Source organism: Bradyrhizobium sp. 45, from assembly GCF_023073155.1.
Lineage (GTDB): Bacteria > Pseudomonadota > Alphaproteobacteria > Rhizobiales > Xanthobacteraceae > Bradyrhizobium > Bradyrhizobium canariense_D.
Genome location: NZ_JADPIX010000130.1, coordinates 1 through 17,345 on the forward strand (window position 1 = coordinate 1; position 17,345 = coordinate 17,345).

18 protein-coding genes and 1 pseudogene are annotated in these 17,345 nt (G+C 62.5%); 8 read left to right on the top strand and 11 right to left on the bottom strand.

The features are described 5' to 3' along the window. Nucleotides 1-103, top strand: a 103-nt coding sequence (locus IVB42_RS28720) for a transposase domain-containing protein (RefSeq protein ID WP_247295740.1), incomplete at its 5' end; no start/stop codon positions are given. A 262-nt stretch (nucleotides 104-365) separates the two neighbouring features. Here IVB42_RS28720 and IVB42_RS28725 read toward each other — a convergent pair. From IVB42_RS28725 to mdcA, 7 genes are read right to left on the bottom strand one after another with little or no spacing between them, the layout of a single operon-like run. Then, on the bottom strand, nucleotides 366-1,283 hold the full coding sequence (locus IVB42_RS28725) for an acyltransferase domain-containing protein (protein WP_247369438.1): 918 nt from the start codon (nucleotides 1,281-1,283) through the stop codon (nucleotides 366-368). Then, entirely contained in the window at nucleotides 1,277-2,131 is an 855-nt protein-coding gene (gene mdcB, locus IVB42_RS28730; RefSeq protein WP_247369435.1) for a triphosphoribosyl-dephospho-CoA synthase MdcB, read from the bottom strand. The genes IVB42_RS28725 and mdcB overlap by 7 nt, the downstream gene beginning before the upstream one ends. Then, nucleotides 2,128-2,775, bottom strand: coding sequence for a malonate decarboxylase holo-[acyl-carrier-protein] synthase (gene mdcG / locus IVB42_RS28735; RefSeq protein WP_247471496.1), 648 nt, complete (start codon nucleotides 2,773-2,775; stop codon nucleotides 2,128-2,130). Before mdcG ends, mdcB begins: the two co-directional genes overlap by 4 nt. Next, the gene (gene mdcE, locus IVB42_RS28740) at nucleotides 2,768-3,505 is read right to left on the bottom strand and encodes a biotin-independent malonate decarboxylase subunit gamma (protein ID WP_247452617.1); all 738 of its coding nucleotides are present in this window, start codon (nucleotides 3,503-3,505) and stop codon (nucleotides 2,768-2,770) included. Before mdcE ends, mdcG begins: the two co-directional genes overlap by 8 nt. Continuing rightward, entirely contained in the window at nucleotides 3,492-4,406 is a 915-nt protein-coding gene (locus tag IVB42_RS28745) for a biotin-independent malonate decarboxylase subunit beta (RefSeq protein ID WP_247298863.1), read from the bottom strand. The genes mdcE and IVB42_RS28745 overlap by 14 nt, the downstream gene beginning before the upstream one ends. Then, a complete protein-coding gene (mdcC, locus tag IVB42_RS28750; protein WP_018456505.1) occupies nucleotides 4,403-4,720 on the bottom strand; it encodes a malonate decarboxylase acyl carrier protein in 318 nt (105 codons plus the stop codon). The genes IVB42_RS28745 and mdcC overlap by 4 nt, the downstream gene beginning before the upstream one ends. Nucleotides 4,721-4,730: 10 nt before the next feature. After that, nucleotides 4,731-6,377 carry a malonate decarboxylase subunit alpha gene (mdcA, locus tag IVB42_RS28755; RefSeq protein WP_247375541.1) on the bottom strand — a complete coding sequence of 549 codons (1,647 nt, stop codon included), beginning with the start codon at nucleotides 6,375-6,377 and terminating at the stop codon, nucleotides 4,731-4,733. A gap of 193 nt (nucleotides 6,378-6,570) precedes the next feature. Here mdcA and madL point away from each other — a divergent pair, with 193 nt between their 5' ends. From madL to IVB42_RS28775, 4 genes are all read left to right on the top strand, one after another. Next, on the top strand, nucleotides 6,571-7,005 hold the full coding sequence (gene madL, locus IVB42_RS28760; protein WP_247471501.1) for a malonate transporter subunit MadL: 435 nt from the start codon (nucleotides 6,571-6,573) through the stop codon (nucleotides 7,003-7,005). Beyond that, on the top strand, nucleotides 7,002-7,766 hold the full coding sequence (gene madM, locus IVB42_RS28765; RefSeq protein ID WP_247385324.1) for a malonate transporter subunit MadM: 765 nt from the start codon (nucleotides 7,002-7,004) through the stop codon (nucleotides 7,764-7,766). Before madL ends, madM begins: the two co-directional genes overlap by 4 nt. Beyond that, nucleotides 7,767-8,468, top strand: coding sequence for a GntR family transcriptional regulator (locus tag IVB42_RS28770; protein WP_247471504.1), 702 nt, complete (start codon nucleotides 7,767-7,769; stop codon nucleotides 8,466-8,468). A gap of 252 nt (nucleotides 8,469-8,720) precedes the next feature. After that, nucleotides 8,721-8,870: a LysR family transcriptional regulator gene (locus tag IVB42_RS28775; protein ID WP_247452613.1), complete on the top strand. Its 150-nt coding sequence runs from the start codon at nucleotides 8,721-8,723 to the stop codon at nucleotides 8,868-8,870. 214 nt (nucleotides 8,871-9,084) lie between these two features. On the opposite strand, the pseudogene IVB42_RS28780 reads toward IVB42_RS28775, so the two are convergent. Both IVB42_RS28780 and IVB42_RS28785 read right to left on the bottom strand, forming a co-directional pair. Then, a pseudogene (locus IVB42_RS28780) lies at nucleotides 9,085-9,461 on the bottom strand (transposase domain-containing protein); the annotation flags it as partial. Nucleotides 9,462-9,803: 342 nt separating this feature from the next. Then, the gene (locus tag IVB42_RS28785) at nucleotides 9,804-9,980 is read right to left on the bottom strand and encodes a hypothetical protein (RefSeq protein ID WP_247452612.1); all 177 of its coding nucleotides are present in this window, start codon (nucleotides 9,978-9,980) and stop codon (nucleotides 9,804-9,806) included. An 81-nt stretch (nucleotides 9,981-10,061) separates the two neighbouring features. Between IVB42_RS28785 and IVB42_RS28790 the strand changes: the two genes are divergently transcribed. Next, on the top strand, nucleotides 10,062-13,022 hold the full coding sequence (locus tag IVB42_RS28790) for an adenylate/guanylate cyclase domain-containing protein (protein WP_247471509.1): 2,961 nt from the start codon (nucleotides 10,062-10,064) through the stop codon (nucleotides 13,020-13,022). A 209-nt stretch (nucleotides 13,023-13,231) separates the two neighbouring features. Here IVB42_RS28790 and IVB42_RS28795 read toward each other — a convergent pair whose 3' ends face one another. Continuing rightward, on the bottom strand, nucleotides 13,232-13,624 hold the full coding sequence (locus IVB42_RS28795; protein ID WP_247452610.1) for a recombinase family protein: 393 nt from the start codon (nucleotides 13,622-13,624) through the stop codon (nucleotides 13,232-13,234). 370 nt (nucleotides 13,625-13,994) lie between these two features. On the opposite strand from IVB42_RS28795, the gene IVB42_RS28800 reads away from it, so the two are divergent. Together IVB42_RS28800 and IVB42_RS28805 are read left to right on the top strand one after the other, a co-directional pair. Continuing rightward, nucleotides 13,995-15,320 carry an extracellular solute-binding protein gene (locus IVB42_RS28800; RefSeq protein ID WP_247452609.1) on the top strand — a complete coding sequence of 442 codons (1,326 nt, stop codon included), beginning with the start codon at nucleotides 13,995-13,997 and terminating at the stop codon, nucleotides 15,318-15,320. A 446-nt stretch (nucleotides 15,321-15,766) separates the two neighbouring features. Beyond that, complete coding sequence (locus IVB42_RS28805; protein WP_247385335.1) at nucleotides 15,767-15,976, top strand: hypothetical protein; 210 nt, start codon at nucleotides 15,767-15,769, stop codon at nucleotides 15,974-15,976. 261 nt (nucleotides 15,977-16,237) lie between these two features. Here IVB42_RS28805 and IVB42_RS28810 read toward each other — a convergent pair whose 3' ends face one another. Continuing rightward, entirely contained in the window at nucleotides 16,238-17,287 is a 1,050-nt protein-coding gene (locus IVB42_RS28810) for an HD domain-containing phosphohydrolase (RefSeq protein ID WP_247452607.1), read from the bottom strand. Between the last annotated feature and the right edge of the window lie 58 nt (nucleotides 17,288-17,345).

The following is a 17,345-nucleotide window of genomic DNA, read 5'->3' on the forward strand; positions in this document are numbered from 1 at the left end:
GACTGACGCGCTCACCAGGATCGTCAACGGTCACCCAAACAGCGAAATCGATCAGCTGCTTCCCTGGGCCTATCGCGCGCAATCCCTCAAAGCCGTGGCCTGAGAACGACGCTTACGGTCGAGGTGCGCCGGCCTGGCAAGAGATGCTGGTGACGACCGGCTTCGTGTGGGTTGGCATCCTGATGCTGGCCAGCTCTTGCATCGTGCTCTGGCGGCTGAGGCGATGAGGTGGGCAGAAAACAACCAGGATCTTCTGTCGGAGGTACCGTACCCGTGCGACGATCGGTTGGTAGTCCTGTTCGGGCCCATGTGGATCCGGCCTGCTTTGCAACGCACGCAAGCGTGGCTCGCTTCCGGATCTCCTGCTATACGGCAGCAACCCAGTTACGTAGGCCCTCGATCGTGCGAAAGCCGTCGGCGGCGTAGCAGCGCGTGTCCGGCTGAGATGCTAGCATCATCTCCGCCAGCGCGTGTCCGGGCCCGAGGTCTAGTACCTCGGTGACGCCCAGCTCTGTAAGCGCGTCCAGGGTTGCCGCCCAATCAATAGGATGGGCGACCTGGTTTGCCAGCTTCACCGTCGCGCCCGCGACCGAGAAGATGCGTTCGCCGTCACCGCCGGCAAGTAAGACGCGATGGTTTGCGACGGCCGCGTCCCTGTTGACATCGAGTGCCTGTTGCAGAGGTTGGCAGGCCTGCGCGAGCCTTGTCGTATGCGACGCGATTTTGACGGCCAGAAGCCCCGTTCGCACTCCTTTCCGGGCAGCCTCGTCGCAGAGCGCAATGACCTCCCGCTCCACGCCTCCGATCACGAAAAGAAGGTCCGGATTCCTGATCGCGATCTCGCAGCGGTGCTTTGCAAGCAGAGGTTCGATCGTAGCCCGGTCGAGCCCCCGGATGTAACCCAGGCGACCGGTGGGCCCCGCTGCGTTCTCCATCAGCCGGGCACGAATATTGGTGAGCCGCAACGCTTCTTCGGCAGTCCAGATTCCCGCGATACTCCAGGCCGCCATCTCGCCGACGCTATACCCGGTGACAGCGGTCTCTTCGGCCAACAGGTCAGCGATGCAGGCGTGGGTCGCGAGAGCCGATGTGACGGTCAGGATCTGGCTGGCATAATTCTCGGACAGTTGCTCGGGGGTGCGCGTCCGAACGAATTCCCGCGGGTCCTCACCGAGCCAAGCCGTCGCCGCGGCGAAGATTGACTCCGCGGCAGGCTGGTCCGCGACAAGATCAAAGATCTTGCCCGAAAGCGCACCTTGTCCGCCGCAGAGCAGTGCTAACATCCGCGATCTATCCCATCGACGAATAGCGCCATGGCCAGCAGGTCTGCGGAGCCGCCGGGACTGAGATTGCGGGTCAGGAACGCTTGGTGAATGTCGGCGGCACGCCTGCGCCATTCCGGTGATCCAACACCGCCGGCGGAAAGGAACGCTGACGCGCTGGCTTGCGCGAAGCACAGTCCCTCGAGCCCGCCTCGATGCAGGAGGTTGGTGTCGGTGACGCTAGTAATCAAGCTCATGCACGTCTGAACGCGAGCGGCTTCCTCGTCATGAGGTGCAAGCTCGCGCGCTGCCTGCAGCGCGGGTAGGGCGATCTCGTAGACAGACGGGAAACCGTCGGCGGCTTCCCCCCTGGCGCCCCCGGCGCCATAGCGCCGCGCGGCCACAGCGCCGTGGCTGCGCAGCGATACCGGGCCAGATAGGATGTCCTCGCCCCAACGCTCCGAAACCAGCCGGCCAAGAGATTTGCGAATGCCGACGGCACTCCGATAGCCGGCCGCGGCGCAGAGCAGGCCAAGTCCGAAAATCGCGCCGCGATGGGTGTTGACGCCGGAGGTCGCAGCCATCATCGCGCGCTCCGCGGCAACCCCGATGGCGCGCAGCCGGTTCATGCCCGCACCTGCGGCGCCCGCGAGGGCGAGATCGCTGAAGAAAGGCATCAAGGTCTCAGCGCTCAGGCACAACAGCCCGGCGTCCATGTCGCGATGCGCACCGTTGTCGACATGGCTGACAAGCCCGGGCTTCGGATAGGTTTTTACTTCCAGCTTCAGGCATAGCGAAGCAAGATGACCGAGCTGCTCGGCATCAAGCGCGCCGCCCGGCTGTGATTGCCATCTGAGCGCAATGGTCATGAGACATGACCTGTGAGGAAGGCCGCGCGAGTCGTGGTGGTCACTCCTGCCGGGCTCTTCACAAGCACTTCGTCTGCGTCAGTGCCGGTCAGTTCGCGCCATTGAACCCCGCCGGCGGGACCTGTGATCTCACCGTCCAGCCGCATCGGCGACTGCTTTGCGATCCGCGCGATGTCGGACAACAGAATTCCTGTCTTGTCGGCCGACGAGAGAGGCCACAGCAGATCGAGGTCCGAGCCCTCCGAAAGATAGGGCAGGCCGGTGAGGTGCTGCCACGCAAGGCTGCCATAGGCGCGGGTCTCCGGCAGGAGTTGGACGAGTTTCTCGATCGTCTCGCGCCAAGCGGGCGGCGCCGCGGCCACGGCGTCGGCCAGCAACGGAGGCTGAGCGAACGCGACGATATCGGCTGCGGCCAGCGAGACCGCAATACGACGTTTACCATGGCTCGGCGGCAGCGGCAGTCCGAGCGGAACGAGGCCTGCAGTATCGCTGCAAGCCGGTCGGCGAACGACGAGAGGACGGCCGACGTGCGCCCAGCCTGCGACGATCGGCTCGCTGGCGAGTTCCGGATAACGCTTCATCACGGCCGTCCAGCCGGCGGCTGTGACCTTGACCATGCTGTGGCGCGCGAGAGCTTCACCCATTTGGCGCTCCTTGATGTGAAGTGGCTGAGACGACAACGCGCTCGGCAAGTTCGGCCGCTTTCCGCCGGCCGCCACGTTGGGCACCGATCTGGCCGCGATCGTCCTGTCCGTACGGTCGTTGCAGCACGGACGCAAGCTGCGGCGCCAGCGGCGCATGTTCATCCCAGACGGCGTGAATGCCGCCGGTCTGCACCATGTTGTCGAGCCCGGGCGCGAACACCGGCGTGGCTTCGGCCTTGGCTTTCAAGACGTCGATCGGAAGCTTGGTGACCCGGGCCATCGACGGCAGATCCATCACCGCGGGATGCGCGCCGGGCAGCGCCACCAGCGTGCCGGCCGCAAGCGCGGTGGCGATGAATGCGCCGGCGGCGCTGCCGCCATAGAGCAGGCCGACGGTGCGGTGTCCTTCGGCTTCCGCCAGCAGCAGGGCCTTGGCGAGATGCGACAGATATTCGCTGAGGCCCAGCAGTTCGTCGCGCTTGCTCATGCGCTGGCTGGCGGAATCCACCAGGAACAGGATCGGCGCACGGTCCTTCGTTTGGACGATCTCGACCAGCCGCCCCGCGAGCACGATGGCTTCGTCCACGCCGAGCGGCTGCCCCTGCGTGATGCCGAGCACGTGGATTGGTCCGCCGTCAGGCAGCGTCGCCTCCCCCGCGATCATCGCGCCGGTCGTTTTGATCTTGCGGCCGTTCGGGAATAGGCCGGCCAGGATGTCATCGAGCGTCATCGGCATTCTCCCTGTTGGCTGCCGCGCGAAGAAATGCGCCGGTCGGAAGTGCGGGAATCTCGGTCGGCTGCCCGATGCCGAGCGTCTCCCAGATATCGACGGCGTCCTCAGCCTCGCCAAAGCGCTGCAGCCGTCGTTCGAGGCGCTTCTGCTCGGCCTCGAGAATCTCGGCGTCGCATCGTCTGGCTATTTTGATCGCGTCAATGGCCGCCTCGCGAAACGCCGTCGCTTCGTCGTCGACGAAGATATCGGCACCGCCGATGAGATAGCGGTGCTTGCCGCCCATCGTGCGCCAGACCAGCGCGCGGTCGCGCGAGTCGAATTCCTCGATCCCCTTGTTGGTTTCGATCACCTCGGGGCCGCTGACGCTGAGCCGCCCCTGTTCGGAGATGATCAGCCGCGAGCAGGTGCCCGCGATCAGGCTGCCGCCGCCATAGCAGCCGGCGCGCCCCCCGATCAGGCCGACGACGTGGATGCCGCCGCGGCGTGCCTCGATGATCGCGCGCATGATCTCGGCGATCGCAAGCTCGCCGGCATTGGCCTCCTGGAGCCGCACGCCGCCGGTGTCGAACAGGATCAGCAGATCTTGCTTGAGCGTGCGAGCTGCGCGCAGGAGGCCGTTGAGCTTGGCGCCGTGGACCTCACCGAAGGCGCCGCCCATGAAGCGTCCTTCCTGTGCGGCGACGAACACCGGCGAGCCATCCAGGCGACCGCGGCCGATGACGATGCCGTCGTCGAACTGCTCCGGCAGGTCGAAGATCGCCAGATGCGGGCTCATCTCGCGCTGCTCGGGACCGATGAATTCGGCAAAGCTGCCGGCATCGACCAGCGCTTCTATGCGTTGCCGGGCGCTCGCCTCATACCAGCTCAGCGAAACCGTATTGACTGTGGCCACCGTCATCGTTCCGGCTCCTCGATCTTGCGGATGCCTTGCGCGAGCCGCAGCGCGACCGTGTCAGGTCGGGCTCCGCCGTCATTGATGGAGATGCGCAAGCCCCCGGCAGAGCGGCGGGCGACGAAATCGCGGACCACGGCGTCCCACACGGGGCCAAAGCCGTGAGCTGCGGTTGCGATGTCGATCGTGCAGCTGTCGGCCGGCGAGGTCCGTTCCAGCAGCACTTCGAGATTGCCGGAGGCGACCACGCCGACGATCGCCTGCGCGCGGGTGCCGCCGGCGCGGTTCGGTGCAGTCAGTCTGAAGCTGAGCTTTTCCATGCGAAACTCCTCACCAGTTGCGGAAGCGGCTGGGCGGGCGGTAGAGACCGCCGGAAGCCAGCATGAGGTCCTTGATCGACCGGGCCGCCAGCAGGCGCCGGTCGGCGTCAAGCGGATCGATGCCGAGATCCTCGGGACGGCGGATCACGCCGCGTTGCCGGAGCTGCTCCACGAGCTTTGCATCGCGCGCGCGCCCGATGTCGGTGTAGCCGGCAACGCCGCGGATCGCCTGCTCGCGCTCGTCCTTGCTGCGGCACATCAGCAGGTTGGCGATGCCTTCCTCGGTGACGATGTGGGTAACGTCATCGGAGTAGACCATCACCGGGGCTAGGTCGAGGTCGAGCTTGCGCGCCAGCTCTAGCGCATCGAGTTGCTCGACGAAGAGCGGGACATTGCCGTCACCGAATGTCTCACCGATCTGCACCACGAGCTTGCGGCCTCGGCGCAGGGCAGCATTGGAGGCGGGGTCGGCCTCGGCACCCGCTTTGAGCCAGGGTTCGCTCGGGTGACGGCGCCCGCGCGGATCGGAGCCCATGTTGGGCGCGCCGCCGAATCCCGCGATGCGGCTCGTCGTCACCGTCGAGCTGTGGCCTTCGAGGTCGATCTGCAACGTCGATCCGATGAACATGTCGCAGGCATAGAGGCCCGCCGTCTGGCAGAAGGCGCGGTTGGATCGCAGCGAGCCGTCGGGACCCGTGAAGAAGATATCGGAGCGCGCCGCAACATAATCCTCCATGCCGACCTCCGATCCGAAGCAGTGGATCTGCTCGACCCAGCCGGATTCGATCGCCGGAATCATCGTGGGATGCGGGTTGAGCGCGAAATGGGTGCAGACCTTGCCCTTGAGGCCGAGCTTCTCGCCGTAAGTTGGCAGCAAGAGCTCGATTGCGGCGGTGTTGAAGCCGATGCCGTGATTGAGCCGGCGCACGCCGTAGGGCGCATAGATGCCCTTGATGGCGAGCATCGCCGTCAGGATCTGGGTCTCGGAGATGGCGGCGGGATCGCGGGTGAAGAGCGGCTCGACATAGAAGGGGCGGCCGGCTTCGACCACGAAATGCACGAGGTCGCCGGGAATGTCGACGCGGGGCACCTTGTCGACGATCTCCGTGACCTGCGCCACGACGAGGCCGTTCTTGTAGCTCGTCGCCTCGACGACGGTCGGAGTGTCCTCGGTATTTGGCCCCGTATAGAGGTTGCCGTCCCTGTCGGCGCTGACGGCCGCGATTAAGGCGACGTTCGGCGTCAGATCGATGAAGTAGCGGGCGAACAACTCGAGATAGGTATGGACGGCACCGAGCTCGATCTTTTCCCCGAATAGCATCCGCGCGATCCGCGCCGACTGCGGGCCTGAATAGGAGAAGTCGAGCCGCCGCGCGATGCCCTTGTCGAAGATGTCGAGGTGGGATGGGAGGACCACCCCGGACTGGACCATGTGGAGGTCACGGACGTCTTCGGGGTCAAGGTTCGCGAGCGCCGAGGCGAGGATGTCAGCTTGCTTCTGATTGTCACCCTCCAGGCACACCCGGTCTCCTGACCGGATCACCGCATTCAAAAATGCGGGCAGGCTCGGGATCGGGACGACCTTTCCCTTCGCGTGCTTTCGGCCGGCCGCCAAGCGCTCCCCCAGGGCGGCCCTTTGCATACCCCAACTACTCATTTCGGCTCCTTGGCATGCGAGGTTGGCTTCCATGAGTCAGAGTGTATGCGCATTGCCTTCCAATGTCAATTAATGTATACGCACGATGCTAAGCGATAGACAATCGCATACACAGGAGGGAATTTTCGATGCGAGTGCATACACAGCTTCGATCTCTGGGGGTCAGCGCCCCGCTCACAGCCGGGAGGCGCCCGTGACCATTTCCGGCGTAGCTCTGCTCGCGATCTGCACGCTGCTCGGGGTCCTGCTCGGCGACCTGCTCGGCGTCGTCCTCGGTGTGAAGGCCAATGTCGGCGGCGTCGGCATTGCGATGATGTTCTTGATCGCCGCCCGGCTATGGCTGCTACGCCAGGGTCTCCTCAGCCACGGGCTGAAGACGGGCGTCGAGTTCTGGGGCAGCTTCTATATTCCCATCGTGGTCGCCATGGCCGCGCAGCAGAACGTCGTCGCTGCGGCAAAAGGCGGCCCCATCGTTGTCATTGCGGGGATCGGCGCGGTGGCGGTGTGTTTCGCCCAGGTCGCTTTGATCAGTCGACTCAGCGGCCGTGTCGAGACGATGGACGAGATCGAGGCGCGCGAGGCGATCGAGGCGAATGGGCCCCACTTCAAGTCCGGGAGGATCGGATGACCATGATATCCCACGTTCTTGCCGCAAACTCGCTGATCGCGGCGTTCGCCGCGGTGGGCATCCTGATGTGGATCTCCGGAGCGATCTCGAAATATCTCACCTTCGGGCGCATTCACGCCTCGGCGATCGCGATCATGCTCGGGCTGTTGCTCGCGTTTTTCGGAGGCCTCGCCACCGGCGGTGAAAAGGGCCTCGCGGACCTGCCGGCGCTAACCGGGATCGGACTGATGGGAGGCGCGATGCTGCGGGATTTCGCCATCGTCGCCACCGCCTTCGAGGTCGACGTCGTCCATGCGCGCAAGGCCGGACTGATCGGTGCGGTCGCGCTCGGATTGGGGACGGTCGTTCCGTTCATTCTGGGCGTTCTCGTCGCCGCAGCCTTTGGCTACACTGACGCCGAATCGCTGACGACGATCGGCGCCGGCGCGGTCACCTACATCGTCGGGCCGGTCACGGGAGCGGCGATTGGCGCCTCCTCGCCGGTTATTGCGCTGTCGATCGCCACCGGTGTATTCAAGGCGGTGATCGTGATGATCGGTACGCCCTTTGTTGCGAAGATGATCGGCCTAAATAATCCGCGCAGCGCAATGGTGTTCGGCGGCTTGATGGGTACGGTCAGCGGCGTTTCCGGAGGCCTGGCGGCAACAGATCGGCGTCTGGTCCCGTATGGCGCGTTGACTGCGACATTTCATACCGGGTTGGGATGCCTCGTCGCACCGTCCATTCTCTACTTCACGGTGCGCGCAATCATAGGAAGCTGAATGGCAGGTCTGTTTAAAGTTGCTGCTGAGGCAGAAGAAGATAGCGGCCTTCTCTCCGATCGCATCCGTAATGCGCTCACCGACGAGATTGCCTCCGGTGCGCTGGCTGCCGGTTCGGCGCTGGAAGAGCAGCAGCTTGCCGATCGCTTTGGGGCTTCCCGCACGCCGGTGCGGGAAGCCCTCCGGCAGCTTGTCGTCAGCGGGCTCGTCGAGGTGCGGGGCCGTCGCGGGCTCGTCGTGGCACGGATGACACCCGAACGCATCATGGACATGTTTGAGACCAGCGCAGAGGTGGAAGCCATGTGCGTCAGGCTCGCGACCTATCGCATGACACCGCTGGAGCGCAGCGATCTGATCGAGCTCCACGACAGCTCGCTGGCAATGGTCGACTCCAACGACGTGGATGCCTACGATGCGTTTAACCGGCTGTTCCACGAAGGCATCTATAGCGCAACGCACAACGCGTTCATGGCCGAGCAGGCGCAGGAGGTCCGTGCGCGTCTCAGCGCCTTCCGCCGCACGCAATTGCGGCAGGGCGATCGTATCCGCAAGTCCCGGGACGAGCATGATTCTATCATGCAGGCGATTGCGGAGGGCGATGGCGATACGGCCGCTCGCCGAATGCGCGCGCACATGTTGAACGCCGCCGCGGCGCTTCGGCGCTACATCGACGACCGCGCGGGCGGAGAAGGTCGAGCGTGACAGTAGGATCCCCCAACTCGCGCGTTTGGTGATCAATCGAGTGATCTGATGAGATCTCCGCCTGCTATTCAGGCCGAGGCTTCGTTCGTTGGAGTTGCGACTAGTTCAGCCACCTTGTAGGAATCGAGCTACTTAGGGGCGACATGGGTTGAAGACAACCTTCAAATCAAGCATTTGCACTATCTCCTCGTTTTGGCGCGAGAACGGCATTTTGGCAGGGCGCGACGTAAGCATTCGGCGTAGGCCGCGCCCATGCAAGAATATTTTCGCCGTTGGCCGAAAAGCCATGGAAGCAGTCAGCCGGCGCTGTCTCAGGCAGTCCAGCAGATTGAGAAGCGATTTGGTGTTGCGATCGTGCTTCGCCACCAATCGTGGATCAGCAATGCCTTTGCCGCGCCCTGATCCGATTATTCTGGCGGCCAGCGCTTAAGCAGCCTCGGATTTTTCTTTATAGATTTGGATGAGCTCGACGAGGCGCTCGATGTCGAAGTCGGTGAACGCTTGAACGCGGTCTTCGCCAATGTGGCGACGTCTCGTAGCGAATCTTCATCTTCGACGAGGTCTTTGGCGATCTAGGTGATGGTGGTGACGTGATGGACCTTGTTGACGTGGGTGCTCATGCCGCTCGAGCGGAGTTCGCTGACGGCGGCGTCCAATTCCAGGGCAGCAGTTCGTCAAGCCGATGCGACGGATGGGCGGCGATCCGCGCGAGGACGTCGGTCAGCCAGGCTTGCGGGTCGATGCCGTTCTTTTCGCGGTTATGATGAGGCTGTACATAGCTGCCGCGCGCCGCCCTCCGCGATCAGAGCCGCAGAACATCCATGACTTCCGTCCAAGGGCAATGCCTCTCAGGCCTCGTTCTGCGGCATTGTTGGACAGGCAGACCCGCTTATCCTCGAGGAACAGGGTGAAGCTCGCTCAACGCTTCAGGATATAGTCGAACGCCTTGGCCAGATCGTGTCCCCGGGACAGCTTGGCGAGCTGCTCCCGCACGTGCCCAGCGCTCGCCCTCGTGCCACACCGGGTGGGTACGCAACCGCTCTTGAGTGCGACGGTTTCGGCGACTTTTTATTCTTGGCCCGAAAGTGCGTTGCCGCCAACCATAAGACTCCGACGATGCAGAGCGTCGTCAAAGCGGCGCCTCCCACGCTCACCGAACCTCGCAATAGCAACTGCGCCAAGGCGCGCGACACGGTATCAGGTCAGCCAGAAATGCTTAACGACAATGCTGCGCGCGATGCGGCGGTGATTAGCCGACACCGCATCGCGCAACATCCCGATCAGATCACGGCTCCGTGGAAGCGAGCGCTGTCCGACGATCTGGTAGGGGCACGCCTATTGCGTGCTGAGCGACACCCCAAGAACAAATGCCTTAGCCGCCGTCGCGCCCGGCGTTCGCTTCAACTTCTTTGCGATCTTCGTGACACCAGTCTTTTGCTTGGCAAGTAGCTTCAGCGTCTTCAGGTCGTCCTTCGTCCACTCGCGACGAACACTTGTTTTCTTCTTGGCCAACTTGGCGCTCCTTCGTTGATAGGCGAGGGGTCTAACACGTAGGCTGCATCCTGAGGCTGGGTGTCCCGAAATCGGATTATCATGAGCGATGAAGGCGCGGACAAAGGCGAAAAGCAGAACCTAGCTAGCGAGCGATCTGGCGTTCTAGGCGCCGCACTGGTGCGGCAGGAGACCGTCGTGCTCTTGGTCGATCTCGTGGAGTCCGTGCGGCTCATGCGCCAGCACGAAGGTCCTTCTGTTAGGCGTTGGGCAGATTTCGTGCGTGTCGTCCTCGCAGAAATCCTGCCGCGTCATCGTGGTCTCCTGGTAAAAAGCCTTGGTGATGGTCTCATGGCACGTTTCGAGAAGGTGCCCGATGCGGTAGATGCCGCCGCCGAGATGCATCGGACGCTTGCTAAGCTAAACACAGGTATTCCAGAGGATCAGCATTTTCACCTGCGCGCCGGAATCAACGCTGCGTTCGCGTGGAGTGACGGCATCGATATCTACGGGACAGGTGTCAATCTCGCGGCGCGGCTCGCAACGCTCGCCGGCCCAGGCGAGACGATTGCCAGTGCTTCGGCGCATGAGCAGCTGGCGGCCGACCTCGCCACCCTGGCGAATCCGGGCGAGACCATCGGCAGCGCCGCCGCGCGCGACGAACTGACGCACGGAGTTGATGCGACCTGCGAAGACCTGGGAGAATGCATTTTAAAGCATTTTGACAAGCCAATTCGTGCATATCGCGTCGGGCCACCGAGTCCGCACCCAAGCCTCACCGGACGCCGCCACTATGGGGTAGCTATGGAACCCACCATCGCGATAATTCCGTTTGGCTCACGCAACAACGCACCCGAGCATTTTGACGTCGGCAATCTAATTGCGGATAGCGTGATCTGGCGGCTGTCCAAGGCCACGAACATGAAAGTGATCTCTCGATTATCGACCAATGTGTTTCGTGACCGCGCGAGCGATGTTGCGGAGATGTCAGCCCATCTCGGTGCAACGTATATTCTCAGCGGTGGATACGTTGTGAACGGAGGCCATCTCATGGTGACAGCGGAACTTTCCGTGGTGCGCACCAACCAGGTGGTCTGGAGCGATCGCCTGAGCGGGGAAGTCGGCGACCTCCTGCAGCCTGAAAGCGAATTGGCGCATCGCATCGCGCAGGCGGTACATCTTTCCGTGTTCGATGCCGAGGTCGAGCATGTCCTGACCCAGCCCCTGCCAACCCTTGAGAGTTACTCGCTGCTGCTCGGCAGCATCAAGCTGATGCACCGTTATTCCTCGCTCAACTTCATCGTACCCGCATATTATTGTCGGGGCAGCCGCACTACCATCTCGGTGCGTCTCTGGCGCGCCGACGACGGTCCCATGTCCAGCTATCACGCGACTACCTCGTCGGTGGTCACCTTTCTAGCAGTCCCGGCGCCTCGGGTCTCGTTGGTGCGGGTGAACTGGACCGACGCGGCCGGCAACGTCACCAAGCCGAGCGATGCCAGCATGCTGGCTACCACCAGTCTTGCCGAACGCATCCTGCCTTTCCCTTATCTTGAGACCACCATCCTTGGTCTGGAAGAGAACCGCAGCGGCGCTTTCGCCGCGCCCCCGGCGGCTTCGGGCGGCTGCAATCTTGCTTGGCAAAGTCTTCTCAGCTCGCTCCCCGTCACCAAAATCTTCACCGCGCTCTTCGGCTTGGGCGACATCGTCTTCGGCATGGTGCCGAATGCGGTCGTCCCACCAGGGGGCGGCGGCGTCAACAGTGGCTGCAGCATCGGCTCTGCCGGCTGCATTATCGGCTTCAACACCAGCTTTGCCCATGAACTAGGGCACCAGTATGGTCGTTCGCATGTCGCGGTGGCCGGCGATGCCAGCAGCGATCCCAACTATCCGAACTTCGGCGGCGACACGAAGTCGATCGGCGAGGTTGGCATCGACACCGGTACTTCACCGCCGACGCTGTTCGATCCGGCGACATCCGACGATCTAATGTCATACGGGCAGAACCAATGGATCTCACCCTACACCTACCAAAAGATTCTCGATGGCTGGGATTCGCATGCCTTTGTAACCGCCGATGCCCGGCATGTCCGCTCCATTCTAGTGGTCGGCGTCAGGCTGCATCGTGGTGTTCGCGATACGCGGCGCGTGGAAATACGTCAGGCGCACCTCGTCGCTGCGGCCGGCCTGCCGCCCAAGCATATTGGCGCAACGATGTCGCCCCTCTCCATCGATCTCCTAGATGGCAGCGGCAAGATCCTCGCCACCCATCATTGCTTTTATGTGCCGGGCCATGGCGGTACTTGCGGCTGCGGCTGCGGCTCTAGCGCGGAGATGGTGTCGCCGGAACGCGAGCCCTATCTTGATATGCACGAGGCAATCGAATTACCCGGCGACGAGGTGGCCGCCTTGTCCTTCCATCGCGGTGGAGAACCATTCGCCCGGCTCGAAGCGGGTGGTGCGCCGCGGGTTGAGATTGCCGGCCCCGAACGCCGCGACGGAAGCCTTGCCGTCCAGCTGCAAACCCAAGCCTCCCTCCCGGGTGAGACTTCCGGTGACAACAATACGACCGCACCGGTCTCGGTTGTCGTGCTGTTCAGCGGCGATGACGGAGTGACCTGGCAGCCGGTCGCCGTCGATCCCCCCAACGGCGAGGTGCTGGTCGATGCCGATCGCTTGCCCGGCGGAGAACGCTGCCGCTTCCGTGCCGTCGCCACGGCCGGGTTGCGCGCGGCCCATGCCGATACCGAGCCTTTCAAGCTGGCACCTTGCCGCCGCAAGCTGCACCTCGATCTGCCGGACGACAAGTGCAGCATCAAATCGGGCGCCGTGGCACTCCGCGCTTTTGTGGACAGCCGGGGTCGCGGCGCACCTGCACCGCAGGAAATACGCTGGACGTCCAGCCTCGAGGGCGAACTCGGCTTCGGCCGCGAGCTCGTTGCGCAGCTAGGCAAGGGCCACCACGAAATTACCGCGACCGCACCCGACGGCATCGGCGGCTCGCTCACCGAACGCGGCATCATCATCGTTAGCGGCAAGCCTCACCGTCCGGAGGTGCGCTAGCCCTATTCCCCTGACCCCGTTCCCCTCCGAAGGGGACGATTTCCGGCGACCAGCGCACCGGTCCCAGGCACTCCGCTGCCGTCCTGCCCGGCGCGCAGGAAACGATCATCGGCGCCCAATCTGATCGCAGACAACTGGCGCGACTGATTGCGGCTTCGAGGAAGAGAGGGCGTGATAGTCCTTACTCAGCTCGATAGTGCGGTGCGGGCCTAGTTCTGGCAACGGCGGAGCTTCTCAATGATCTCGCGCAAGCCGTTCGGTCGCTCACGTATTGCCATCACCTTAGGTGCTTCCTCTAGGCTGGCGTACAAGAGGCACTCTTCTCGCTTTTGCACGCTCGCCCCAGTGCGCGTTCGAATAAGCTCCATTTCGCACTCGGCAAGAACGCTCAACAGTGTCAGCATGAGGCGGCCATGCGCCGTCGCCATGTCAGTCCAGGCATTCCTGAGTGATTTAAAGCCGACTGGCTTTTCGGCACTGCCTAGGAGATTGAGGAGATCGCTGGGTATGGCGAGGACCACATCGGTACCGAGATCACCCGAGTACATCCGGAAAACAATGCCGGCACCAAGCACGACCGGAATCGGTTTAAGCGCGACCATTTGAGATCCCCTGGTCAGCACGAGGACGCATTGCGATGTGAGCGCGCGTCCACGACAACTGGAATAATGCCGAGCATCACTCCGATGCTCGGCTGCTAGCCCGAGGCGGATCTCGAAATGGTACTGCCACTTGGAGGCTAGCGCTGCGGAGCAGGGCTTATCTAGAGAGCTTCTGACAATTGACTGTTGCAAGAGACTAAGGCAGTGCGACTGCCGCTTTAGATTGCTTGTCCCAACGCCGCTTTAGGCATTCAATTCCACCACCGCGATTACGCACTCGTCGCTAACTGGCAAGCGACGCAGGCTTCCAGCCCGCACTCTTCAGCACGGCGTGACCGAAGAGGACAAAGGCGCCAAGCAGGAGAAGCAAATGTCCAAACTGTCACGACGAGAATTCGTAGCTGCGACATCTACGGCACTCGTCACTGCGCCGTATGTGCGCGGAGCCTATGCGGCCGGCAAGCTAACCATAGGCTTCTGGGATCACTGGGTTCCCGGAGCGAACAAGAGCGCGACGGATCTTGTTACTGAATGGGCCGAGCGGGAAAGAGTTGAGGTTCAGATTGATTACATCACGAGCCAAGGCAACAAGCTTCTCCTGACGGGCCAAGCCGAAGCACAAGCGAAGACCGGTCACGACGTATTGCGTCAGGCCACATGGCAACCCCACAGTTTCGCCGAGTTGCTTGAGCCAGTTGACGATGTGATGGAGCCCGTTCTCAAACAGAATGGCAGCGTGAATGAAACCGTCAACTATCTTGCTCGAGCTAACGATAGATGGATCGGGGTTCCCGCTTGCCAGGGCAGCCAGATCCAGCCCCCGTGCTCCCGCATCGACCTCATGAAGGAGCATGCCAAGATCGATGTGCAGGCGATGTATCCAGCGGGGTTGCCGCCGAAAGCCGAACATTGGACTATGGATACGTTCCTGAAGGCAGCCGAAGCCTGTCACAAGGCGGGTTTCCCGTTCGGGATTGGACTCGGCGATACCAACGATAGCGTGTGTACCGCCGGAGCTATCTTCCAGTCATTCGGCGCTCATCTTGTTGATGCCGATGGTAATCTCACGGTCAAAACCGATGAAGTACGGCAGGCACTAGAATTCTATAGGAGGTTGTTGGTTTTCTTGCCGCCAGATGTGGGCGCATGGGACGATGCATCGAACAACAAACTGCTGATAGCCGGAAAAGCCGCCCTAATTTTCAATCCGCCGAGCGCGTGGGCAGTTGCGAAGCGCGACGCTCCGCGACTCGCCGAACAATTGTGGACCTACGGGTTCCCGGCTGGGCCTAAGGGGCGCTTCGCGCCATATCTTCCCGCGTTCTGGACAATCTGGGCTTTCTCCAAGAACAAGAAAGCAGCAAAGAGCCTGCTTGCGCATTTGTCGCAGCCGTCCTCGACCGAGAAGCTTGTGGTCGCCAGCGCCGGTTATGACCTGCCGGCCTATGAAAAGCTGACGACGTTGCCCGTATGGGCGGAAGCGGAGCCACCGAAGGGTACGCTCTTTCACTATGCTAACCCGTTCAAACATCAAAGCCTATCGATTGCGGGTTGGCCGGCCCCGCCGAAGGTCGCACAGCAGATCTACACGCGCGCGACGATGACCAAGATGGCGCTGCGCTACTCGCAGGGCGAGCCACTGGAGAAAACGCTCACGTGGGCCGAAGGCGAGTGCGAAGGGTTCATGCGAACCTGATAGCGCGGGTGTCCACCTGGACGGTTGAGCGCGCATGCGCCATCAAAGCTAGCAAGTACAGGTGATCGTGTTCTGCTCATCGGCGCCGCAACCATCGACCGCCTGCTCGCCGACGTGAAGATCGCGGCGAGCGGCGGCAGACGGCGCCGTGCCGGATTCTATTCGGCAATCCGGCGCGAGATCCCGATCCGCACTTCAATGACTGGAACAGTCCGCCGCCCGGGTTTTGCTAGGTTGACATGGTCGCTCATGGCGGCGCGTCGGTGGCTGACTCGTTCATCCAGACCCTGACGACGGTCGATGTCGCCACGCGCTGGACGGAGTGTCTGCCGTTGGTGACGCGGGAAGGTTGCTCGTCGTCGAGGCGATCAATCGGGCACAGAGCCTCTTCGGGCGCGCGCGCCTTGGTTCTTGCGCGGGGTGGACTTGGACAACGACATGCCTTCATGAACGATGTCGTCGTGCCATGGCCTCGCGAACAGAAGCTCGAAGTCACACGCTGGCGCGCGTACAAGAAGAACGATCAGGCGTTCGTCGAGCAGAAGAATGGTGCGGTCGTCCGTCGCCTCATCGGCAACGGCCGCTTCGATGGCGTCGAGACGGCGCGCGTGATGGGCCGCCTCTACGCGGCGGCACGGGACCAACGCCGCAAGTGAAGATTCTCCCTGCCAACCCTGACCCGTCCACACATTGCGAAGTAGCGTCCGGCCTCATGAATGCCCGCTCAGTGGGACAGGGGGGACTTGATTTTCTCACAGGTTGAGCTCTCCAGATTTTAACCCCACAGCAGACCTCGTCGCATGCTCACGCTAGATCAGCGACTGCCCCTGACGGAGTGAAAAGACTATCGCTTTGCTATAATTCGCTCCTGATTTTGAGGGAGAAGCTGATGAGGAGCACCGCGAAACGCATCGAAATCATCTGGTGAGCGCAACGTCTTTGAACGAGGATACCAGCGCCTTTTCCAGCTTTCCCCTCATGCCGCAGAGAATGCCGTAGGCCGCCTCGCGCGGCATCATCGGCTTGTACCGCCGGTGCTCGATCAGCGCCGCAAAGATATCCGAGATGGTAAGGATGCGAACGATGTCCGTGATGCTCTCGGCGCAAAAGCCGTCGGGATAGCCGCTGCCGTCGAGATATTCGTGATGGTGCCGGACGCAATCGAGTATTTCGGGTGAGATGGAGCCGTGCTCCTTCAGCACGTCGTAACCCGCCGCCGGATGGGTCTCAACCAGCGCGCGCTCCTTGTCGTCGAGGCGGCCCGGCTTGTCGAGAATCGCCAGGGGAATCCTAGCCTTGCCGATGTCGTGGAACATGGCAGCGGTAGAGAGCCGTTCGAGATCGCTTTTGCGGACGCCGAGACTGAGGCCAAAATCGATCGCAACGCCGGTTACGAGAAGGCAGTGCTGGTAGGTTCCCTCGTGATGGCGCCGCACCGTCGTCAGCCATTCGGATAACCCGTGCTCGGCAATCCGGTCAGTGATCATGCGGCCGGCCTCTTTGGTGCCGTCGACGTCGATCCGCTCTCCGAGTGTGACCAAAGTGAACAACGATGCGATGGCGTAGGCCCCGACCTCGACCGCATCGTCAGGCCGCGAGATGTCGCACGTCGAACCGGCTTCGCTCCCGGCCGGATCAGATAGCGCGGCCGTGAGCTTGGTCGGATCGATCTTGCCGGACAAAACCAGGGTGGCGCCCAGCGCGTACGCCTGCGAGACGCAAACGTGGGAGGTTTGCTCGACGAGGAAGATGCGCTTTCCGGTCTTTGCGAGACGCAAAGCTCTCCTTTTCAGTGCGGCAATGTTTTCGACAGATCGTAGATCGGCACGGATGACCACGGCGGCAGGCGCATGCGGTAGCTTTGCCTCCACGTCGAGCCGCTCGCCCGCGACAGTGAACTGCCTTTCAAGGACCGAGCAGAGCCCGAAGAGCTTATCGGAAGCATCAGCCAGGACATGTACCAACATGACTGATACCTCTTTTTGTCAGGTGCCGGTCTGAATTGGGCGTCGTCGTCAGATTCTG

What these genes read in the sequence shown, in the direction of transcription:
- IVB42_RS28725 (WP_247369438.1), bottom strand. Translation starts at nt 1,283, where the DNA reads ATGTTAGCACTGCTCTGCGGCGGACAAGGTGCGCTTTCGGGCAAGATC.
- mdcB (WP_247369435.1), bottom strand. Translation starts at nt 2,131, where the DNA reads ATGACCATTGCGCTCAGATGGCAATCACAGCCGGGCGGCGCGCTTGAT.
- mdcG (WP_247471496.1), bottom strand. Translation starts at nt 2,775, where the DNA reads ATGGGTGAAGCTCTCGCGCGCCACAGCATGGTCAAGGTCACAGCCGCC.
- mdcE (WP_247452617.1), bottom strand. Translation starts at nt 3,505, where the DNA reads ATGACGCTCGATGACATCCTGGCCGGCCTATTCCCGAACGGCCGCAAG.
- IVB42_RS28745 (WP_247298863.1), bottom strand. Translation starts at nt 4,406, where the DNA reads ATGACGGTGGCCACAGTCAATACGGTTTCGCTGAGCTGGTATGAGGCG.
- mdcC (WP_018456505.1), bottom strand. Translation starts at nt 4,720, where the DNA reads ATGGAAAAGCTCAGCTTCAGACTGACTGCACCGAACCGCGCCGGCGGC.
- mdcA (WP_247375541.1), bottom strand. Translation starts at nt 6,377, where the DNA reads ATGAGTAGTTGGGGTATGCAAAGGGCCGCCCTGGGGGAGCGCTTGGCG.
- madM (WP_247385324.1), top strand. Translation starts at nt 7,002, where the DNA reads ATGACCATGATATCCCACGTTCTTGCCGCAAACTCGCTGATCGCGGCG.
- IVB42_RS28770 (WP_247471504.1), top strand. Translation starts at nt 7,767, where the DNA reads ATGGCAGGTCTGTTTAAAGTTGCTGCTGAGGCAGAAGAAGATAGCGGC.
- IVB42_RS28775 (WP_247452613.1), top strand. Translation starts at nt 8,721, where the DNA reads ATGCAAGAATATTTTCGCCGTTGGCCGAAAAGCCATGGAAGCAGTCAG.
- IVB42_RS28790 (WP_247471509.1), top strand. Translation starts at nt 10,062, where the DNA reads ATGAGCGATGAAGGCGCGGACAAAGGCGAAAAGCAGAACCTAGCTAGC.
- IVB42_RS28795 (WP_247452610.1), bottom strand. Translation starts at nt 13,624, where the DNA reads ATGGTCGCGCTTAAACCGATTCCGGTCGTGCTTGGTGCCGGCATTGTT.
- IVB42_RS28800 (WP_247452609.1), top strand. Translation starts at nt 13,995, where the DNA reads ATGTCCAAACTGTCACGACGAGAATTCGTAGCTGCGACATCTACGGCA.
- IVB42_RS28805 (WP_247385335.1), top strand. Translation starts at nt 15,767, where the DNA reads ATGAACGATGTCGTCGTGCCATGGCCTCGCGAACAGAAGCTCGAAGTC.
- IVB42_RS28810 (WP_247452607.1), bottom strand. Translation starts at nt 17,287, where the DNA reads ATGTTGGTACATGTCCTGGCTGATGCTTCCGATAAGCTCTTCGGGCTC.